This window comes from Terriglobales bacterium (assembly GCA_035624455.1).
Lineage (GTDB): Bacteria > Acidobacteriota > Terriglobia > Terriglobales > Acidobacteriaceae > DASPRM01.
Genome location: DASPRM010000104.1, coordinates 12359 through 32226 on the forward strand (window position 1 = coordinate 12359; position 19868 = coordinate 32226).

The 19868-nt window shown below is 58.7% G+C and carries 20 protein-coding genes; 14 read left to right on the forward strand and 6 right to left on the reverse strand.

Features of this window, described 5'->3' with window-relative positions; all coding sequences use genetic code 11:
• Positions 1-182 precede the first annotated feature (182 nt).
• Positions 183-833: a response regulator transcription factor gene (locus VEG30_11765; protein ID HXZ80601.1), complete on the reverse strand. Its 651-nt coding sequence runs from the start codon at positions 831-833 to the stop codon at positions 183-185.
• On the reverse strand, positions 796-2229 hold the full coding sequence (locus tag VEG30_11770; protein ID HXZ80602.1) for a sensor histidine kinase: 1434 nt from the start codon (positions 2227-2229) through the stop codon (positions 796-798). Before VEG30_11770 ends, VEG30_11765 begins: the two co-directional genes overlap by 38 nt.
• Before the next feature lie 165 nt (positions 2230-2394).
• On the opposite strand from VEG30_11770, the gene VEG30_11775 reads away from it, so the two are divergent.
• The 6 genes from VEG30_11775 (at position 2395) to VEG30_11800 (ending at position 9903) form a co-directional block, all read left to right on the forward strand.
• Positions 2395-3336: a hypothetical protein gene (locus tag VEG30_11775; GenBank protein ID HXZ80603.1), complete on the forward strand. Its 942-nt coding sequence runs from the start codon at positions 2395-2397 to the stop codon at positions 3334-3336.
• A 141-nt stretch (positions 3337-3477) separates the two neighbouring features.
• Entirely contained in the window at positions 3478-3951 is a 474-nt protein-coding gene (locus VEG30_11780; GenBank protein ID HXZ80604.1) for a VOC family protein, read from the forward strand.
• A 45-nt stretch (positions 3952-3996) separates the two neighbouring features.
• Positions 3997-5613, forward strand: coding sequence for a M28 family metallopeptidase (locus VEG30_11785; GenBank protein HXZ80605.1), 1617 nt, complete (start codon positions 3997-3999; stop codon positions 5611-5613).
• Positions 5614-5944: 331 nt separating this feature from the next.
• Complete coding sequence (locus VEG30_11790) at positions 5945-7618, forward strand: FAD-dependent oxidoreductase (GenBank protein HXZ80606.1); 1674 nt, start codon at positions 5945-5947, stop codon at positions 7616-7618.
• A 1-nt stretch (position 7619) separates the two neighbouring features.
• Positions 7620-9065: an ATP-binding protein gene (locus VEG30_11795; GenBank protein HXZ80607.1), complete on the forward strand. Its 1446-nt coding sequence runs from the start codon at positions 7620-7622 to the stop codon at positions 9063-9065.
• A 256-nt stretch (positions 9066-9321) separates the two neighbouring features.
• Positions 9322-9903 carry a Maf family protein gene (locus VEG30_11800; GenBank protein ID HXZ80608.1) on the forward strand — a complete coding sequence of 194 codons (582 nt, stop codon included), beginning with the start codon at positions 9322-9324 and terminating at the stop codon, positions 9901-9903.
• Between the two features lie 15 nt (positions 9904-9918).
• Here the strand turns inward: VEG30_11800 and VEG30_11805 are convergent, their stop codons facing one another.
• A complete protein-coding gene (locus VEG30_11805; GenBank protein ID HXZ80609.1) occupies positions 9919-10983 on the reverse strand; it encodes a metal-dependent hydrolase in 1065 nt (354 codons plus the stop codon).
• Between the two features lie 275 nt (positions 10984-11258).
• Between VEG30_11805 and VEG30_11810 the strand changes: the two genes are divergently transcribed.
• The 8 genes from VEG30_11810 to yidC all read left to right on the forward strand — a co-directional run bounded on the left by VEG30_11810 (position 11259) and on the right by yidC (position 17083).
• On the forward strand, positions 11259-11807 hold the full coding sequence (locus VEG30_11810; GenBank protein ID HXZ80610.1) for a hypothetical protein: 549 nt from the start codon (positions 11259-11261) through the stop codon (positions 11805-11807).
• A gap of 231 nt (positions 11808-12038) precedes the next feature.
• Positions 12039-12485, forward strand: a complete 447-nt coding sequence (locus tag VEG30_11815; GenBank protein ID HXZ80611.1) for a 23S rRNA (pseudouridine(1915)-N(3))-methyltransferase RlmH — start codon at positions 12039-12041, stop codon at positions 12483-12485.
• Positions 12486-12624: 139 nt separating this feature from the next.
• On the forward strand, positions 12625-13212 hold the full coding sequence (gene ruvA / locus VEG30_11820) for a Holliday junction branch migration protein RuvA (protein ID HXZ80612.1): 588 nt from the start codon (positions 12625-12627) through the stop codon (positions 13210-13212).
• Between the two features lie 96 nt (positions 13213-13308).
• Entirely contained in the window at positions 13309-14034 is a 726-nt protein-coding gene (locus tag VEG30_11825) for a hypothetical protein (protein ID HXZ80613.1), read from the forward strand.
• A 93-nt stretch (positions 14035-14127) separates the two neighbouring features.
• Entirely contained in the window at positions 14128-14283 is a 156-nt protein-coding gene (rpmH, locus tag VEG30_11830) for a 50S ribosomal protein L34 (GenBank protein ID HXZ80614.1), read from the forward strand.
• 63 nt (positions 14284-14346) lie between these two features.
• A complete protein-coding gene (gene rnpA, locus VEG30_11835; protein HXZ80615.1) occupies positions 14347-14934 on the forward strand; it encodes a ribonuclease P protein component in 588 nt (195 codons plus the stop codon).
• A complete protein-coding gene (gene yidD, locus VEG30_11840) occupies positions 14931-15296 on the forward strand; it encodes a membrane protein insertion efficiency factor YidD (GenBank protein ID HXZ80616.1) in 366 nt (121 codons plus the stop codon). Before rnpA ends, yidD begins: the two co-directional genes overlap by 4 nt.
• 20 nt (positions 15297-15316) lie before the next feature.
• Positions 15317-17083 carry a membrane protein insertase YidC gene (gene yidC, locus VEG30_11845; GenBank protein ID HXZ80617.1) on the forward strand — a complete coding sequence of 589 codons (1767 nt, stop codon included), beginning with the start codon at positions 15317-15319 and terminating at the stop codon, positions 17081-17083.
• A gap of 107 nt (positions 17084-17190) precedes the next feature.
• Here yidC and VEG30_11850 read toward each other — a convergent pair whose 3' ends face one another.
• The 3 genes from VEG30_11850 to VEG30_11860 form a co-directional block, all read right to left on the reverse strand.
• Positions 17191-17946 carry a metallophosphoesterase family protein gene (locus tag VEG30_11850; protein ID HXZ80618.1) on the reverse strand — a complete coding sequence of 252 codons (756 nt, stop codon included), beginning with the start codon at positions 17944-17946 and terminating at the stop codon, positions 17191-17193.
• Between the two features lie 116 nt (positions 17947-18062).
• Positions 18063-19085, reverse strand: a complete 1023-nt coding sequence (locus VEG30_11855) for an ABC transporter ATP-binding protein (protein HXZ80619.1) — start codon at positions 19083-19085, stop codon at positions 18063-18065.
• Positions 19086-19156: 71 nt separating this feature from the next.
• The coding region (locus tag VEG30_11860; GenBank protein ID HXZ80620.1) for a prohibitin family protein at positions 19157-19868 on the reverse strand (712 nt) is incomplete at its 5' end.

Here is a 19868-nt window from a genome sequence, read left to right on the forward strand (position 1 = left end):
CGGTCATATCAAGACCGAGGGGTTGCACCAGGTTGGTATCGCTGATACATGAATACAGACGCGCTATCCCGCGAATGGATAGTCCCCAAAGGTGGGGATTTCGTCCCCCGGTGAATGGGTAGGCTGGGCCTAGGTAATGTGGCTGGGGGAGAAGTGGCGTAGACGCTCCTGGACGCGCCCCTTCACGCAATGATCCCCTTCCGCACCGCGTAGAGGATCAGCTCCGGCACTCCCCGCAGATTCAGCTTCTCCATGATGTTCGCGCGATGCGTTTCGACGGTGTACACACTCAGGTTAAGCAGGTTGGCTACATCTTTATTGGACTTCCCTTCCGCTACCAGTTGCAGAATCTCGCGTTCCCGTGGAGTGAGCAGTTCGTAGGAGTCTTCCACCCCTGACCGCTGCAGCTTGCGCATGTAATCATCTAGCAGCACCTTGCTGACTGCCGGACTGAAGAAGCTTTTTGCCTCCGTAACCGCGTGCACGGCGCGAATCAGTTCCGATTCCGCGGAATCCTTCAGCAGATAGCCTCGCGCACCCGCCTTCAGCGCCCGCAGCACGTAGCTCTCGTCCGAGTGCATGCTCAGCATCACCAACGCTGGAGCCGGGTCCGTCTGAGCAATCTGATGTGCCGCCTCAATGCCGTTGAGATTTGGCATCCCAATGTCGAGTACGACGACATCCGGCTTGAGCGATTTTGCCAGCGCCACCGCTTGCCGCCCGTCGTCAGCTTCGCCGACCACCGTCATGTCCTGCTGCTGCTCGATCAGAAGTTTGAGGCCGCTACGCATCAACTTATGATCGTCGGCCAGCAGGATGCGAATCCTCCTCATACCCTGCGCGCACCTCTTCCCGGTCTAACGGCAAGTCTGCCTTCATCGACGTTCCCTTTCCCGGCTGCGAATCGATCGTAAGGCTTCCCCTCAGTCGCTTCACGCGCTCCTCCATCCCCACCAGGCCCATACCCCGAACCCGATCCGACTCGAAGCCCCGGCCGTTGTCGTTCACTTCGACCACAATGCGATCTCTCGCTTGTCGAACGTTCACGGTCGCATTTTTGGCGCCGGCATGCTGGGATGCATTGTTCAGCGCTTCCTGGACCAGACGGTAGATGCAGATCCTGTATTCATCCGGGAGCTTTTCCGAAACGCCCTCGGAATGGACCTCCACCTCCATCTCGCCCCGTCGCGACATTTCGCGCGCCTGCCACTCCAGAGCGGGAACTAACCCAAGATCATCCAGCATCGACGGACGCAACAGCAGGGCAATGTCTCGCACCGTCTTTACCGTTTGTTCGGCTACTGATCGAATGCGCTGCACTTGCTGCTGCATCGCTCCATTCTCCGACGGCACCATCGCCGATAGCCGCCCCACATCCACCAGTAACGCGCCCAGCGATTGCCCGACTTCATCGTGCAATTCCCGCGATATCGCCCGCCGTTCTTCTTCCTGTGCATCTACCAGCCGCGCCGAGAGCTCGCGCAGATTCCGGCGGCTCTCTTCCAGTTCGCGGTATCGCTCGCGTCCTTGCCGCTCGAGGCGCAGGATGTATGCAATGCTGGCGAACGATAGCAACAGCCCTGCGCCCAGCGCCAGGGCCAGCATCCATCCCAGCTTCTTCTGCAATTGGTCCGATCTGGCGAGCAATGCCCGGTCGGCCGCGTCCAGCCGTTCCCGGTTCAACAGGGCGATCTGCTGCGAGATCTGCAAGATGCTCAGCCGGCGGGGAACGATCTCCTCTACGATGAACCGCCGTGCGCGCTCGGGTTGTGACCGCGGATTCCATGTTTCCAACGAGGCAAGCGCATGGTCTTCTTCCCCGAACTGCTTTTCCAGTTCGTTGAGCAGGCGTTGCTCTTCAGGCTCGCGATCCGGCGGATAAGCATGCAACGCAGAATGTATCTCTGCGACACGATTCGCCATATCTGTCGCTGCCCGATCTGTTTCCGCAGGCTGACTGCTCAGCAGATATTGCTCAACTCGATTGTTGTAGACATGAACCGAAAGAACCACGGTGGAAATCGCCTGGCTGCGCGCCAGGAACTGCCGCCCCACCTGCTGCTGCAACCGGTGCAATTCGCCTAATGAGTAAAGTGCGCCCAACCCGGCCGCGACCATCAGAATCAGCAAGCCGCCAAAGCCAGCCAACAAAATCGTCCGCAACCTTCGTGCCGACCAGCCGAATTCGACTTCCCCGCCCTCCTCGGGTTTTGTTGCAGCAGCATTCAAAGATTTCATCGTTCCACAGAATAGAACATCATCTCTCACAAGCTCAGATGCCCAGGCTGAACGCGAGGACGCACCACTCCCCGTGAGATGAGCGTACTCTCCTGTTCCGATACACTTGTCCTAAGGACCCGGGTGGATGGCACTAAAATCTTCACAAGGAGCGTCATGAAACCTGCGCTGAAAGCCGTCATTGTGATCGCCATTGTTTCAATCGCTGTTGCTCTCTTGGCTCAGAGCACTCCGCAAACCGTGCCCGTGCGCACCGTGATTCGGGTCGAGAGCAAGGAGCCCACCCCACCCGAGCTCAGCCGCCAGGACGTCATGGTTCGTCAGGGCAAAGACCGCCTTCAAGTCACCGGCCTGATCTCAGCCAAAGCCGGCTCAGCCGCTAGCGGCCTCGACCTCTACATCCTTATCGACGATGGTACACAAACCTCGTTGGGCCTCCATCTCGACGAACTGCGGGAGTTCATCACCTCGCAGCCGGCAAATACTCAGGTGGCCGTGGGATATATGCGAAACGGCACGGTCAATGTCGCCCAAGCCTTGACTACCGATCATGCCGCAGCCGCCAAGTCCATTCGTCTGCCCCTCGGCTACGTCGGAGCCGGCGGCAGCCCGTATCTCTCGCTGATGTCTCTGCTCAAGCAGTGGCCAGGTCAGAATGCCCGGCGCGCCATCCTCATGGTCAGCGATGGCATCGATCGCTTCCGCGGAGACTTCGGGCCTTTGGCGCCATTCAGCCCCGACCTCTACACCGCCAGCGACCTCGCCCAGCGCGCCGGGGTCGAAATTTATTCCATTTTCTTCCGCAGCGGCGGTCACCTGGGCCACAACTACTGGGAGCTGAATCGTGGCCAGAACAGCCTGGCGAAACTCGCTGAAGATACTGCTGGCGAATCGTTCTATTTGGGACTCGACAATCCGGTCGACTTTCAACCTTATCTCAAGGAAATGCAGACCGATCTCGAGAACCAGTACATCCTCGCGTTTCTCGCCAAGCCAAAACCCAAAGCCGGCCTGCAACGCGTGAAGATATTCACGGAAGTCCCCAAGGTCGAAATCGTCGCTCCTAATGGCGTGTGGGTGCCGGCTATGGTGAGATGAATGTGTGGCGCGGACACTCCGGTCCGCGTTCTTAGAAAGATAAAGAGGGGGTGCCCCGGTGCCCCACCCTTCCGCCCTCTTTTGGCGGAGGGTGGGAGAGACAGAGCGAGACACGCCATCCCGCACTAAAATAACTCTCCTATGCCCAAAATCACCCCATTCCTCTGGTTCGATAATCAAGCCGAAGAAGCAGCCAATCTCTATGTCTCAATTTTCCCCAACTCAAAAATCCTCAACATTACTCGTTACGGAGACGCAGGTCCCGGTCCCAAAGGCAGCGTTATGACCGTGGTGTTTCAGCTCGACGGCAGGGAGTTCATCGCTTTGAACGGTGGCCCCCACTTCAAATTCACCGAGGCCATTTCATTCTCAATCGACTGCAAGACCCAGCAGGAAGTCGATGAATACTGGGAAAAGCTCTCTCGCGGTGGGCAAGAGGGCCCATGCGGCTGGCTCAAAGACAAATATGGCTTATCGTGGCAAATCGTGCCCGCCAAACTCGGCGAACTGCTCAGTGATCCCGATCCCCAGAAATCGAAACGGATCATGGAAGCCATGTTCAAAATGAAAAAGCTGGATATCGCAGCATTGCAGCAAGCGCGCGAGCAGCAATAACGTTGGTTGCTCAGCGGCAAGGATGACAACTCCAAGAGGAAATCCATGATTCGCAAACTAGCCCTCTGTCTGTTTCTGATCTCCACCTTCCTTCTCTCGCAGTCCACCACGTCTGCGCAATTCGACGGCAAGAGCTGGTGGGGATACGTGAAAGTCCTTGCCGGCGACGATATGGAAGGCCGCGAGACCGGCAGTGAAGGACTGCGCAAGGCATCCGCCTTCGTGATCGATCAGCTCAAGAAGAATGGTCTCGAGCCCGCCGGCAACGACGGCTTCTATCAGCCGGTGAAGCTGCGCTCGCGCCAGATCGTGGAAGATCAATCCAGCCTGGCTCTGGTACGCAACGGCAAAACCCAGCCGCTGGTCCTCGGCGATGATGCCATGTTCAGCACTCGCGTCGAACTGGCGCCCAATGTGGAAGCGCCCCTGGTCTTTGTCGGCTATGGCCTGCGCGTGCCGGAAATGCAGTACGACGACCTTGCCGGCCTCGACCTGAAAGGCAAAGTCGCCGTTCTTCTCGTGGGATCACCCGAGCAGATGCCCAGCGCCCTGGCCTCTCACTATCAGTCTCTCGGCGAACGCTGGAAGGGCTTCGAGCAGGCCGGCGTGATCGGCATCATCACCATTCAAAATCCCGCCGCTATGGATATTCCCTGGGAGCGGCAACGCCTGGCCCGCACTCGTCCCAGCATGAGCCTCGCGGATCCTGCGCTGGATGACGCGGCCGGCGAGAAACTCGCCGTGATCTTCAATCCCGCTCGCGCGCAGAAGCTCTTCGAGGGAACCGGTCACAGCTTCGACGAGATCGCGGCTCTCGGCAAGAATCGCAAACCACTCCCTCACTTTGCCTTGAACGCAACGATCAAGGCCCATGCCACCATGAACACGAAGGAAGTCGATTCCGCCAACATTGTTGCCAAGCTCCCCGGCTCCGATCCTGCGCTGAAAAATGAGTACGTGGTGCTTTCGGCCCACCTCGATCATCTCGGCATCGGCGAACCAATTCATGGCGACCCCATCTACAACGGCGCCATGGATAACGCTTCCGGCAGCGCCGTCCTGCTCGATACCGCTGCCTCGCTTAAACGGTCGTCAGAAAAGATGAAGCGTTCAGTCCTGTTCCTCTTCCTGACCGCGGAAGAAAAAGGACTGCTGGGCTCCAAATATTTCGCCGCTCATCCCACCGCGCCGGCGGAGTCGATGATCGCCAATATCAACATCGACATGTTCCTTCCTATCTTCCCTCTCAAGTTGCTCACGGTGTATGGCCTGGCGGAATCAGATCTCGGAGACGTAACCCGCGAAGTAGCCCAGAGTCAGGGACTGCGGGTGCAGCCAGATCCCGAGCCGCTGCGCAATGCTTTCATCCGCAGCGATCAATACAACTTCATTCGCCATGGAATTCCTGCCGTCGCCATGAAAGTGGGATTTGAAAAGGGTTCGCCGGAGGAAAAACTCGAGCACGCCTGGTTGACGGAGCGCTACCACGCTCCTTCCGACGACCTCGATCAGCCCGTCGATCTCGCTGCCGCCGGAAAATATGAAGACGTCATCTCTGCGCTGCTGATCACAGTATCCAATTCCGATCGGCGGCCACAATGGAAGCAGGACAGTTTCTTCCGCCGCTTCGCTGAGCACAATCGCGCCGGCGGTAGTCGTTAAGGAACCTGAGGGGGCCCCCATCCTAGCTCCCTTTTGGCAAGGGCGGTGTAATTAAGGAGCTATGTGGGAACGGTCGCCCTCGTCTGCTCTGGTCGAGGCGAAGCCTCGACACTGTTGAAGAATTCGTCGAATGTCATCCTGAGCGAGGGCCGGGCATAAAGCCCCTGGCCCGAGTCGAAGGACCTGGTGTTTTCTTTGTGAAGGCAGAGGAATTCAGAGAGAAGGAAAACTTTGCCCTCGGCCCAAACCTTTGCGACCCCCGGCTATTTCTTTCATCTGAAACCTGTACTGTCCGGCTAACTCCAGCGCCAGCGATCTGAGGTTCCGAATTATGGCCAGCAAGCCAGTCATTCTTACTGTTGACGATGATCCTGATGTTCTGCGAGCCATCGAGCGCGATCTGCGCCAGGAATATGCCGACCGTTACCGCATCCTGCGGGCGAATTCCCCCGGCTCGGCTCTCGATTCCCTGCGCCAGCTCAAAGCGCGCAACGAAGCCGTTGCTCTCATGCTCGCCGACCAGCGTATGCCGGAGCTCGACGGCGTCGGCTTCCTCTCTGAAGCCATGCAGCTTTACCCCGACGCCAAGCGCGCCCTGCTCACCGCCTACGCCGACACCGACGCCGCCATCAACGCCATCAACAAGGTCAAGATCCATCACTTTTTCCTGAAGCCCTGGGACCCGCCCAGCGAGCACCTCTATCCGGTCCTTGGTGACATGCTGGAGGACTGGCAAGCCTCCTACAAGCCACCCTATCAGGGGATCCGGGTTCTGGGCACCCGCTGGTCTCCGACCTCATATGACGTCCGCGAATTCCTGGCGCGCAATCAGATTCCCTACCAGTGGATGGACGTCGAAACCGCTGCCAATGATCCCGAGGTTCACCAGCTGTTGCAATCGCTTGGAGATCAGGCCAGCGAACTTCCCGTCGTGCTTCTGCCGGACGGAACCCGCCTTGTGCAGCCTACGACCGGCGACCTGGCACAGAAGATCGGTTTGCGCACTCGCGCGCAAGTGGATTTCTACGATCTCATCATCATAGGTGGAGGTCCCGCTGGTCTTGCCGCCGCTGTATACGGCGCATCGGAAGGCCTCAAAACCGTGATCGTCGAACGCGAAGCACCGGGCGGCCAGGCGGGTCTCAGCTCACGCATCGAAAATTACCTCGGGTTCCCCACCGGCCTGAGCGGCAGTGACCTTGCGCGCCGGGCCGTAATTCAGGCGCGTCGCTTTGGCGTCGAGATCCTCTCGCCGCAGGAAGCCATCGGCCTTCGCATCGATGGCCCTTACCGCATCCTCAAGCTCTCCGACAGTTCGGAGATCTCCTGTCACGCATTGGTCCTCGCTATGGGCCTGCAGTGGCGCAAACTGGATGTCCCCGGCGCCGACCGCCTTCAGGGCGCGGGCCTCTATTACGGTGCCGGAACTACCGAGGCTATGTCCTGTAAGGGTGAGACCGTATACATTGTTGGTGGCGCCAATTCCGCTGGCCAGGCTGCCATGGGATTTTCCAAATATGCCGGCCGGGTGGTCATGCTCGTCCGCGGAACCTCGCTTGCGCAGACGATGTCGCAATATCTGATCGACCAGATCAAGGACACTCCGAACATCCACGTGTCCTATGATTCCAGCGTGGTCGAGGTCCACGGCGAGAAGCGGCTGGAAGAGATTTCGATCCTTTGTTCCAAGACGGGGGCTATAGAACGCGTCCCGGCCAGTGGGCTGTTCATCTTCATCGGCGCGATGCCGCGCACCGACTGGTTGGGAGATCTGGTCGAACGCGACGACCATGGCTTCATCCTCGCGGGCCCGCAGCTGGTGCGCGATGGCAAGCGTCCGCGTGGCTGGACCTTGGACCGCGATCCCTTTTTGATGGAAACTAACATCCCCGGCGTTCTGGTTGTGGGCGATGTTCGCCAGGGCTCCGTGAAGCGCGTGGCCTCAGCTGTCGGTCAAGGCTCGATCGCGGTTCAGTTCGTTCACCAATACCTGAGCAAGGTGTAGCGTGGCGCTAGACGATCTGAAGCAAGCAGAAAATCCGAAGCAAGCTGGCAATTTGAAAGAGGACTTCCGCGGGATAGCTATTTTCTCCGATCTCTCCGACGAAGATTTGCAATGGCTGGCGGATCACGCTGAAGAATCCCGATTCGCCCCTGGCGAGATCATGATCCGCGAAGGTGCGCCAGCCGACGCCATGATCATCTATCTCGAAGGCGAAACCGAAGGGCGCGTCGAACAGGGAGCCGATGATGGCCGCGTCTACTCAGCCCGGGCCGGCGATGTTACCGGCATGTTGCCGTATTCGCGGCTGAAAATAATTCCTCTCACCATCAGGGCAATCATCCCCACCAGAATCGCCCTGATACCTGCCGCCTTGTTTGATGAGATGCTGCATCACATTCCGGTGCTTCGCGGACGTCTGGTCAGCCTGCTTGCGGATCGGGTCCGTGAAGTCACCAAGGCGGACCAGCAGCGCGAACGTCTCGCAGCCCTGGGAAAGCTCTCCGCCGGACTCGCCCACGAGCTCAACAATCCGGCCGCCGCCGCCCGCCGCGCCGCCAACACCCTTGGCGACACCCTGCAGCGGCTGTACAAGGCCTGTGACGATTTGCAGGAAGTCCCGCTATCTACGGAAGCAAGCAACTACCTCTGCCGCTTCGAATCCGAACTGCTTTCGCGCCCGCCCGCTCCTCCCCTGGACCCACTGGCGCAGAGCGAGCGCGAAGAAGCCATGAGCGACTGGCTGGCCAAGGGCGGCGTATCCGAGCCCTGGAAATTTGCTCCGGAGTTGGTCGAGTCTGGCATTACAACCCAGGAACTGCGCGAGCTTCACTCTCACTGTCCCGAGATTCCGCCCGACAATCTTGCCAATCGCATCGTTAGTAAAATGCAACTCGCCCGGCTGGCAAGGGAAATCGAGAACGCTACTGCCCGCATCTCGGAACTGGTGAAGGCGATTAAGGAATACTCCTTTATGGACCAGGCCCCGGTGCAAGACGTCGATGTTCGCAACGGCCTGGAAAGCACGCTCACCATCCTCAATCACAAGCTGAAACACGGCATCAGTGTGATCCGCAATTACGCCTCCGATATTCCTCGCATCCCCTCCTATGGCAGCGAACTGAACCAGGTCTGGACCAACCTCATCGACAATGCCGCTGACGCCATGAACGGCAAGGGCGAACTGCGAATACGGGTGGCCCAGGAAGACACTTCATTGTTGGTCGAAATTCGCGACAACGGCCCCGGAATTCCCGCCGAGATTCAGCCGCACATTTTCGAGCCCTTCTTCACTACAAAAGATGTGGGCAAGGGCACCGGCCTGGGCCTCGATACCGTGTACCGCATCATCCGCAAGCATCACGGCACGATCAGCTTTGTATCGCGCCCTGGGGATACATGTTTTCGCGTCCGACTGCCGGTGCAGCGCCCCCTCGAGCCCCTGCATTAGAACAAGGACCCTGCGGGTGCCCTGCTCTAGCCGTCTTTTGGCTAGGGTGGGGTAGTTTCTTGTGAGCACGCGGCATCAGTGCTCAGAAGCGACCCCATAGATCGGTGTTGAAAGGGCGCGGCTTTCAGCCGCGCCGTCCAGAGCCGCAGAAATCCTGGGCTTTAGCCCCTGAGGGAAACGGACGTTTACCCCTCGGTTCATTGTGAGATTCCTTCTCAGCGCAACTACTGACTACTGATTATGTTGAAATACTCCCATGCCCCTGATCCTTGCCTCGTCGTCCCCTCGCCGCCGTGAACTGCTCCAGGCCGCCTCCATCCCCTTCATTTCCCAGCCTGCCGACGTCCCCGAAGTCCACACTCCCGGGGAACTTCCAACGCAATTCTCCGAGCGCCTCGCCCGCGAAAAGGCCCGGGCTGTCTGGCAAAAACTCCCCACCAACCCCAGCAACTTCGTTCTCGGTGCCGACACTATCGTCATCGTGGATAACCACATCCTCGGCAAACCCGGCAGCCCCGACGACGCCGTCCGCATGCTGCGCCTCATCTCCGGTCGCACTCACGAGGTCACGACCAGCGTCTGCCTGATCGGCGCCAATTCCGGCCGCACCTACGAGGACGTTCGTAGCGAAACCAGCCGGGTGGTTGTCTCCCCCATCAGCGAGCAGGAAATCCGTGATTATGTCGGCCACGGTGAACCCATGGACAAGGCTGGCGCCTACGCAATCCAGGGCGTCGCTGGGCGCTGGATCCCGCGCATCGAAGGCTGTTATTTCAATATCGTTGGCTTGCCCATCCCCCTCGTGTATCGCATGCTCAAAGAACACGGCGCACTCTAATTACCGAGTGGTCCTTCATCTCGGCGCCACCGCTACTTCCTTGCCGCCAAAAGCTGGCCACAGGTACTCCGTCACGCTCAACTCGGGATCAAGCACCACGCCAGCGGATAACACGCCGCGACTGCTGTTCGGATACCTGAAGCGCAGATCCTGAAATCGCACGATATAGCCGGGCTGCGGCGGCTCACGTTTCTGCACCTCCTCCACGGGAAAGCGCGACCAATCCAGATACACGCGCCCAAGATACGATTGCTTGGCAGCCAAAGTTACTGGCGTTTCTTCCAGCTTGTAACGAACCTGTGCTCGCTCCTCGGGATCGACCTGTCCTGAGAGCGAGTTCACCAGCATGCGATCGAAGCGGTTTTCGGTTTCCACCACTGCATACCACTGAAACGGATTAAGAGGATACGGGAAAGCGCCCACCCGCTTTGCTTCCGCCCCGTCATACACGCCCGACTGCAACGCCGTGACTGCTCTCCGGTGCTGGTAATCGCGGACACCCCAGACCAGCAGCATGCCGAAGAGCGCCAGCACCGCGGCCACTCGCCCGGGAGGGCCCTTAGGGCGCGCGCCCACCTCCTCCGAAACCAGGCGCAGAATGGCAGGCACTACCAACCCGCCCAGCAGGACCACGTACAGCAGCGGTTCGATGATGAACACGATGTCCCAGGCATACCACCTGTATGAAAAAGGTTCGAAGGGCCGCACGCCGTAGCTGTTGGTGAAGTCCAGAAGGATATGGCTCAGTCCTGCCAGCACGGCCAGAAGGTATAGCAAGCCCCAGCGTGGGGTGGTGGGATATCCGGGTCTTACTTTCGGCGGCCAGAAGCGGCGGCGGAATCGGTGCCAGACCCAAGTTCCGGCCACGACTCCAAGTGCCACCAGCGGAACTCCGACGAAGCTGTGTGTAATTCCACGGTGATGCGCGAAACCGTAAATCGGTCCGCGGAGGTTTACCACCAGGTCGATGTCAGCGGCCTCCGCACCGATCGTCATGGTGAATGTCGCCAGCGCCGTCTTGCGATTGAATCCCGCGCGGCTTAAGACCGCTCCGGTCAGGAAATGAGTGAGGGGTTCCAATGGCTCGGCGTCTTGCCTTTCGTCAGCTTAAACAGGCTTGGGATCGAGTGTAACCGCTGCTGGCCCCAAAATCATTTAAACGCGAGCGGACTTGCCACCGTCCCTCTTGCTCTCTCCGCGTGGTGAACAAATACAATGTTTTCTTATAGTTCCTACCGCTCCGGCCGTGCTTTCCCCTTGGTAATAGCTGCCGACTGCGCCCCTTGTGCTACCGTTCCGAAGACATCGAAAACCAGGGGCGCGCTCCCCCGACAGCGCTCGGAAGGAACGTTCCCATGGCTACGACTGAACAGAAGCTATTCTCGCCGCTTGCTTCGCAGGCGGCCAATCTGGCTGCCCCCACGGCCAACGCTACACCCAATACCAGTGCGATCCAACAGACGCTACAGGCGCAGACCCGTGTGAAGGCCGGCGCCAGCTGGTTTTACTGGATTGCCGCGTTGTCGCTGATCAACACAGTCATCGTGTTGAGCGGCAGTCAGTGGCACTTCATTCTCGGACTGGGCATCACCCAGGTTGTGGATGCGTTGGCCCGCAAGGTTGGATCCGTCGCATATCTGCCGGCGGTGATCATCGATCTGGTCGTGGCCAGCGTGTTCGTGTTCTTTGGGATTTTCGCCAGCAAACCGAAGAAGTGGGCGTTTGGCATAGGGATGGCTGTGTATGCTTTTGACTGCCTGCTGTTCCTGATCGGCCGCGACATCCTAGGCATCGCCTTCCATTGCTTTGCTCTGTATCAGATCTATCGTGGCATGGCGGCCATGGAGAGCTTGCCCAAACCCCAACCGGCAGGGGTGATGAGCAGCAGCATGAAAATCGGGTAATCTTAAAGCTGACACTCAGCGATCAGCATTCAGCAGTCAGCCAAAACTTCGAGGGGGAGCCTAGTCCGCTCAGGTCGAGCGGAGAGCTCCCTGCGAATCTACCATTCACCCCTTGCTGGACCTCGACATCGCGTTGGGGTCTTTTCCTTCACGCATTTATGATTGCCTGGAGAGGGGACTCGAGGTTGGCTATTGAGGGCTGACTGCTGAGTGCTGAATGCTGACTATTGAGTGCTCGTTTTGAAACTGCGCATCGCCTGGATCGGCCGGACTCGCGAGGCAGCCATCCAATCGCTCACCAACGAATACCTCCGGCGCATCGCCCGTTGCGTACCTGCGGAGTCACAGGAATTCGCGAGCGAGGCCGCACTGCTCAAGTACCTGGAAAAATCTAATCCACGGCCGGTTCTAGTCGTGCTTGACTCTCGCGGCAAGCAATTCTCGTCGGAGGATCTGGCGCGATTTCTCGAACAACACCAGAACCGCGGGACCCAGACTCTGATGTTCGCCATCGGTCCCGCCGATGGATTCAGTGATCAGGCGATTGCCGCTGCCAGCCTTCAGTTATCGTTGGGAAAGATGACGCTGGCTCACGAACTAGCGCGCGTCGTGCTGCTGGAGCAGCTCTACCGCGCGTTCACCATCCTGAAAGGACATCCGTACCATTTGGGACATTGAAGATCCGGACGGGTACGTGATCACTTTTGCCGAGCGTGTCGCGACGCTGAGGAGCCTTCGTGTCATTACCTTGTGCTAACGCCTTGGTTACACCATATGGTTGATGGGTGTTGAGTACGGCTAGAATGTACGCGTTCCTATGATTGCTCATCTGCGCGGGCGGCTCCTCGCCAAGCATCCCAATCAGGTCGTCGTGGAAGTCGGCGGCGTTGGCTACGACGTCACTATCACTGTTCCAACCTTTTCGGAGCTGCCCCCAGCCGGTACATCCGAGGTCTCGTTACACGTTCACACTCACGTGCGGGAAGACGCGCTGGCGCTATACGGATTTCTGCATCACGAAGAGAAGCAACTCTTCGAGCGGTTATTAAGCGTGAGTGGCATTGGACCGAAGCTGGCGATAACGATTCTCAGCGGCATGCCGGCCGCTGAGATGGTAGGAGCTATCAAGAGCGGGGATGTGGCCAAGTTGACGCGCATTCCCGGGATCGGCAGAAAGACCGCTGAACGGATGTGTCTGGAATTGCGCGACAAATTGGAAGACTTCGGCGCCGCGCCAGCGGTGCGCCCGGTTTCCGCGGTGGAGGAAGATGCGCTCTCGGCGCTAATCAATCTCGGCTATCAGCGTCCTGCCGCAGAGCGAGCTCTCGCCGCCGCCACCCGCAATGGCAAGCCCGAATCCTTCGACATACTTTTTCGCGAAGCTCTGGCGGTGTTGTCGAAATAACTCCCAGCCTGTCATCATGAGCGAGAGCCGGCACAACGACCCCGGCCCCAGTCGAAACAGTTTGCGTTTGCTGTCTCTGGAAAAGGGGCCTTACCTTTGTCGCTCCTGCTTTTGGAGCGACCGGACCGGGGTTTCACCGCAGGTTATTTCACTGCCTCCCCAACCTACGCTATTCTTTTCCGCATGCTCTCGCGGTGTGCTGTTCTTGTTCTGCTGATCTCAATTCTGGCACTGGCAACAGCAAGCCTCGCCAAAAAGAAGCCCGGCAGCAGCCTGCAGCAAAATCCCGGCCAGACCGCCGATCTCAGCGATCCGCCTTTTTTTGCTGCCGCACAGAAGTGTGAGAACTGGGCCTGGGCCGCAGGCGTGCAAACGATCCTAAAGGCGCAAGGTGTCAATATCCGGCAGAACTACTGGATTCAGAAGGCCAATGCGGGCGAGCTCTGCGTCGAGACGCCTATGGACCTGGGCGACATCGCCAGCGTGATCGACGGGGACTATGTGCTCGACGATGGCGACAAGGTTCACCTTGATTCCCGTGTCGCCGCGGGCGCTCCCACCGACGTGGGAATGATCGTGGCTAGCATCAAGCTGAACCGGCCGCTACTTCTCTTCTGGAAAAGTCACGCCTACCTGGTCGAGGGAATTACATACGACGAGTATCTCTATCCCAATGGTCAGCGGATGTTGGAAGCACGGGAGATCAGGCTGGTTGATCCGTACGACAAGAAGCCAGCCTCATTTGTGAAGGGCCAGGATGATGCCAGCGAAATCAGCGGGACGCTGGAGGTCATCGTCGGGCCAATAACACATTGGCGGTGATCCGGCCCCGCTGGTTTGCTCGTTTCGCATCCCGTCCGATATACTTTAAGTTTGTTTTTAGCGAAATTATTTGGATAGGAGCAGTCAGTTTTCATGCCTAAGCGCACGTTCCAGCCCAACCGTCATCGTCGCGCCAAGACGCACGGTTTTCGTAGCCGAATGAAAACAAAAGGCGGACAGACGGTGCTGTCCCGCCGCCGCGCCAAAGGGCGCAAGCGGGTCTCGGTGAAGCCCGGATTCCGCGAATAATGGCGTGTTGGAAGGCGCTTTTGCTTCTTCTGCTAATACCCCGGGGGCGGGGCTGAATCCGCCATGCAAATCGCAGGTTTTTCGCCCGACCGGTTGCCGGCGAGGGCGTTCCTCGCCAGCATGGCGGTTGCGGAACCGCAGGAAGGAATTGGCCGTAATTTTCAGAAGCAGGATCTGTCCATGACAGATGAGGCGCGCCTTCCAGAACGAGTAAGTGGCGGCTTCTCTTTTCCGCGACGGCAAAAACTGCTGAAACACGCAGATTTTCAGCGCGTCTACAAGGGTGGGAAGCGCCATTTTGGGGGGCATCTGACGTTTTTCTACCTGCCTCAGCGGGATCGGCTAGCTGAAGGCGGGCCGCGCCTGGGCCTTACCGTCGGACGGGTCTTAGGAGGGGCGGTTGAACGCAATCGCATTCGGCGGCGCGTGCGCGAGGCTGTGCGCCTGCATTTAGGAGATTTATCGGTACCCATGGACGTTGTGATTAATCCGAAAAAGAGCGCAGGCACAGTAGCATTCCCACAGCTCCAAGCGGAAGTTATTCGCGCCTTTCAAGTGATTCGCCGTGCAGCGGCCGACCGAACCGGCAGCAATTCAAAGAAATTGCGTACAGCATCAAACGAAAGCGGGCGGGAGAAAGAAGGGCAATGATGATTCGCGACTTCATTCTCTGCTGGCTGAATGCCTACAAGATGCTGCTGTCGCCGCTCTTCCCGCCCGCATGCCGCTTTGTGCCTACCTGCTCGGAGTACGCCATGGAAGCCGTTACTCGCTATGGCGCGATTCGAGGCAGCTTGAAAACTATATGGCGGTTGCTGCGCTGCCATCCCTTTTCCCAGGGTGGATATGATCCCGTGGTGAGGAACCCTGCAATTCCCCACGAGCGCGGCGAGTTGCCAGTGCACATCTGCTCCCAAGAAATGGATCAACAATTGGCGGGAGAGCTGTTGTCCTATTCTCCTGCGGATCTAGAAATTTCGAACACCAGTGCGTGCCAGAATCGGCGCTGCTGATAGAAAGTAACGGTAACGATTTGCCCGAATACTCCAACCCCTCCCAGGAACCCGGATCCGAAAAACGGATCCTGCTGGTTTTTGCCATCACCTTTCTTGGCCTGCTGCTTTACCAGTTTTTCCTGACCAAGTACGGCCCCAAGCCTCCCGCGCGTCCGCCGCAGGAAGCACAACAGCAGGTGCAGACACCTGCGCCAGCACCCAGCACGCAAGCGGAGGCCCCAGCAGCTCCTGCTGGCAAGCGTACACCGGCTGGTGTTATGCGTCAGGCGGCCAGCGAGACTACTACGGTGGTTGAGAATGGACTCTACCGCATCGAGTTCACGAATCGCGGCGCACAGGTGAAGTCGTGGGTGCTGAAAAAGTACACCAACGACCAGGGGAAGCCTCTCAACCTGGTGAACGGGGTGGCTTCAGAAAAATTCGGCTATCCGCTGTCGCTGTTTACCTATGACGCCAGTCTGCGCAACAAACTGAATTCTGTTCTCTACCTCACGAATTCCAGGGAAGCGCAGCAAGCTCCGGCGGATGTGAGCTTCGAATATGCCGACAATGACACTACCGTCCGCAAGACCTTTCACTTCGATGATTCCTATCTGGTGAAAGTCGAAGTTGCGGTTACTCAGAACGGGCACACCGTAAGCGCGTTTCCCACCTGGCCGGCCGGATTTGGTGATGCTACGACTCCTGCTTCTTACGCCAGCGGCCGCATAGATTACCTTGCGGGGGAGAAGGTCACGCGCCTCGCTCCCGATCGCAAGGGGAAGGCGATCGGCACCGGCAACACCATTCCGGGGCCGTTCTATTGGGCCGGCGCGCAGGATCAGTATTTCGCCGCGGTCTTCCTCCCCGACGATCCCATGTCCACCGTTCTGGTCACGCTGCGCAATGCGCTGAACGTGCCGCGCATCGACAAGACAGTAGAGGTGCTGGGGGCCGCGGTTGGGAGCCTCACCGGTTCCACCAGCATCCGCCTGTTCGTGGGCCCTAAGAGCCTCGACGTCCTGGAATCGGTTCACGCTACGGCGATTGGCGGCCAGCCTGGCCCCGACCTACGCGGCCTGGTCGACTTCGGCACGTTCAGTATCATCTCCCGCCCGCTGTTCCTCTGGCTGCGCTGGACGTACGAGCGCGTGGTTGCGAACTGGGGCTGGTCGATCATCGTGCTTACGGTGATCATCAACGTGGCGCTGCTTCCTCTGCGGTTGGCCAGCATGCGTTCGGCGTTGAAGATGCAGAAGATTCAGCCGCAAATGACGGCCATCAAAGATCGCTACAAGAGTCTCCGCTTCGACGACCCCAAGCGCCGGCAGATGAACGAAGAAATCTCCGCCCTGATGAAGGAACAGGGCGTGAATCCGGCGGGTGGCTGCCTGCCCATGCTCATTCAGTTTCCGTTCCTTATCGCTTTCTACACCATGCTAGGCGTGGCCATCGAGCTGCGAAACGCGCACTGGCTGTGGTTGAAAGACCTCTCGTCCGCCGATCCTACGCACGTTCTGCCCATCGGAATCATCATTACCACTTTCCTGGTGCAGCGCATGACGCCGACCGGAGGCATGGATCCGCAGCAACAGAAGCTGATGAACCTGATGATGCCGGTAATGCTGGGGGTGATCAGCTGGAATCTATCAGCCGGCCTCTGCCTGTACTGGACCGTCGGTAACCTGATCGCCATCGTGCAGCAGGCCATCATGAACCGCACGGGCTTGGGCAAGGAGATTCGCCAAGTCGCAGACAAGCGCGCCCGCAAACGCGCCCTCAAACAGAGTCCGTCACGGACATAATGACAATCAAAATCGGTCGCATGTCATCCAGGCTTAATCGATGGCTCACCCGTGATGTCGATAAGCAATGGTTCCCCAATTTCTGAGGGTCTCATGCTGATTGCTGATTACCTTCCCTGCGCCAGTCGAGCCGCCAGCCGCTCCGGAAGTTTGGCTTCAAGGATTCGCTTCTGGGCCTTCTCTAGGTCATAGGGAACGCGGTAGAAGGTCACCGTTCGCTTTGCAGAATCAAACATCGCATATCCTGCTCGCCAGTCACCGTCTCGCGGCTGACCTACCGATCCAGGATTTATCAGATAGTTGACCGACTTCTCCAGCTTCAGCTCCCAACTCGCCTTGGACTGCAGGGAGCGGTAGTTCGGGCGCATGGTGGCTTCGTGATTGCCTTCCAGGCGAAAGCCTCCCTGGATATGGGTGTGTCCGAAGAAGGTGACTGGAACCCGCGTGTTGGCAGTGGATTCAGCTGCATCCTCAGAAACCAGGATGTACTCATCCTCGTCCCGCGGGGAGCCGTGAACCATTTGCACGCCTTCCAACCCGTCGACTGACAGCGGCCCGAGCGGCAGCGCTTTCAGCCATTTCAGATTGTCGGGAGTGAGTTGATGATGCGTCCACACGACGGCGGCGGCGGCTATGGGATTGAAACCGCGCACGTCCATCAGGCCGGCGCAAGCCTTGTCGTGATTGCCGCGCACGAAATGTTTGCCGAGTTGGCGAGAGCGGTCGATGACTTCATTGGGACTGGCGCCGTACCCGACAATGTCGCCCAGGTTGAGCGCCAGGTCATAGGCAGACGCCTCCCCCAGGCAAGCCTCCAAAGCTTCCAGATTTCCGTGAATATCGCTGAGTAGAAGAACGCGCACAGTATCCGGCAAAATCCCATGATAACTGACTATGGTGCAATCAGCGAAATTTTGAGGTCGCGCTACTAGCCCAGTAGATTTGGTTCGCTCGGGCTCTCCGACTGCCCGATTGCAACTTACCCGATTATCCGATTCGCGCCGCCCGGCAGACTCACCGGACACCTGACCCAATGTTCCGGCTTCACTTCCTCAAGCGCCGGAAAATTCACGCTGCACTCATCTACGCTGATATCGCAGCGCGGCTCAAAGGCGCAGCCTGCGGGAAGATTCTGTATGGAAGGAACGTAGCCTTCGATCGTCCTCAGCGGCTGCGCGCGATCGGTGTGCAGCGTCGGCACAGAGTTCAGCAGTCCCCGCGTGTAGGGATGCAGAGGACTGCGAAAGATCTCCTGTGACGGCCCCATTTCCACGATGGAGCCCGCATACATTACCGCCACGCGATGCGCTACCTGCGACACTACCGCCAGATCATGCGAGATAAACAGCATTGCCAGGCCGAACTTCTGGCGCAATTCCGCCAGCAGCTCGAGAATTTGCGCCTGAATGGTGACGTCAAGCGCGGTAGTGGGCTCATCGGCAATCAGTAACTCGGGGCGGTTCACGATGGCCATCGCGATCATTACCCGCTGCCGCATGCCGCCAGAAAGCTGATGAGGATAGTCACGGGCACGGCGCTCAGTATCTGGGATTGCCACCGTCTTGAGCGCCTCAATCGCTTTCTGCCAGGCATCGCTCTTGTGGGGCCGCTGGCCGTTAACGGGAGCGGCATGGGCCAGCACCGCCTCCGCCACCTGGTCGCCCACTCGCATCACTGGATTCAGTGCGGTCATCGGCTCCTGAAAGATCATTGCCATCCGCGCGCCGCGCAGATGCCGCACCTGGTCTTCGTCAGCAGCCAGCAGGTTCTGATCTTCCAGAAGGATTTCCCCGGAAACCCGCGCCACGGTTGGCAGGAGCCGCATGATGGCCAGCGAGGTGACCGATTTACCCGACCCCGACTCCCCTACCAAGCCCAACACCTCGCCCGGCGCGACGGCAAAGCTGACATCGCGCACCGCCATCAGCGGCACAGAGCGGGCTCCGTTCCTGACCGCAAACTCCACTCTCAGATGGCGCAATTCCAGCAATGGCGGGGGCACGGCTCTATCATATCGGAGCCGTGAAGGGCGGAATGTGATTCCCTGAGTGCCGACTACCGAGTGCTTGCTTCTTACTGCCCCAGGATCAGCGGCAGCCCGCTCTTCCCGCCGCCAATGACCACGACTTTCGAATTGTGGCTGTCGGCCAGCTTTTCCGTCGCCTCGATGCCCTTCCATTCGAGGAGCTGTGGGCTGATCCCCTGAGCCACGATCTGCTGGAAGTCGCGAATCCCCGCGGCTTCTATCCGCTTGCGGTCGGCCTCCTGCTTCTCCTTCTGCAGGCGGAACGACATGGCCAGCGATTCCTGCTCCGCCTGCTGCTTGGCTTCGATCGACTGCTTCAGCGCGGACGGCAGTTGAATGTCGCGCAGCAGGATGCTTTCCACCACCACGCCCCGGGACTCCAGCACGCGCTGGAGCTGGTCGTAGATTTCATGCGACACCTTCTCCCGTTCGCTGGAGTAAAGAGCATTCGCCAGGTGCGAAGCTGTAACCTCCCGGATTGCTGCGCGGAGATTGGGTTCAACGATTACGCTTGCATATCTCGGCCCAATCGAGCGGAAGACATCAGCCGCCTTGTCGGCACTCAAGTGAAAGAGTAATGAGGTGTCCATGGTCATGATCAGGCCTTCGTTCGACGGAACTGTGGCTGTCTCTTTGATCTCTTCCGTGCGGATCGACAACACGTTGTTTACGGTAAGCGGATTCGCCAGGTGGACGCCTTCCGGCAGCACCGTTCCCGTCACCTTCCCGAAAAGCGTCAACACCCCAACGTGGCCGGTG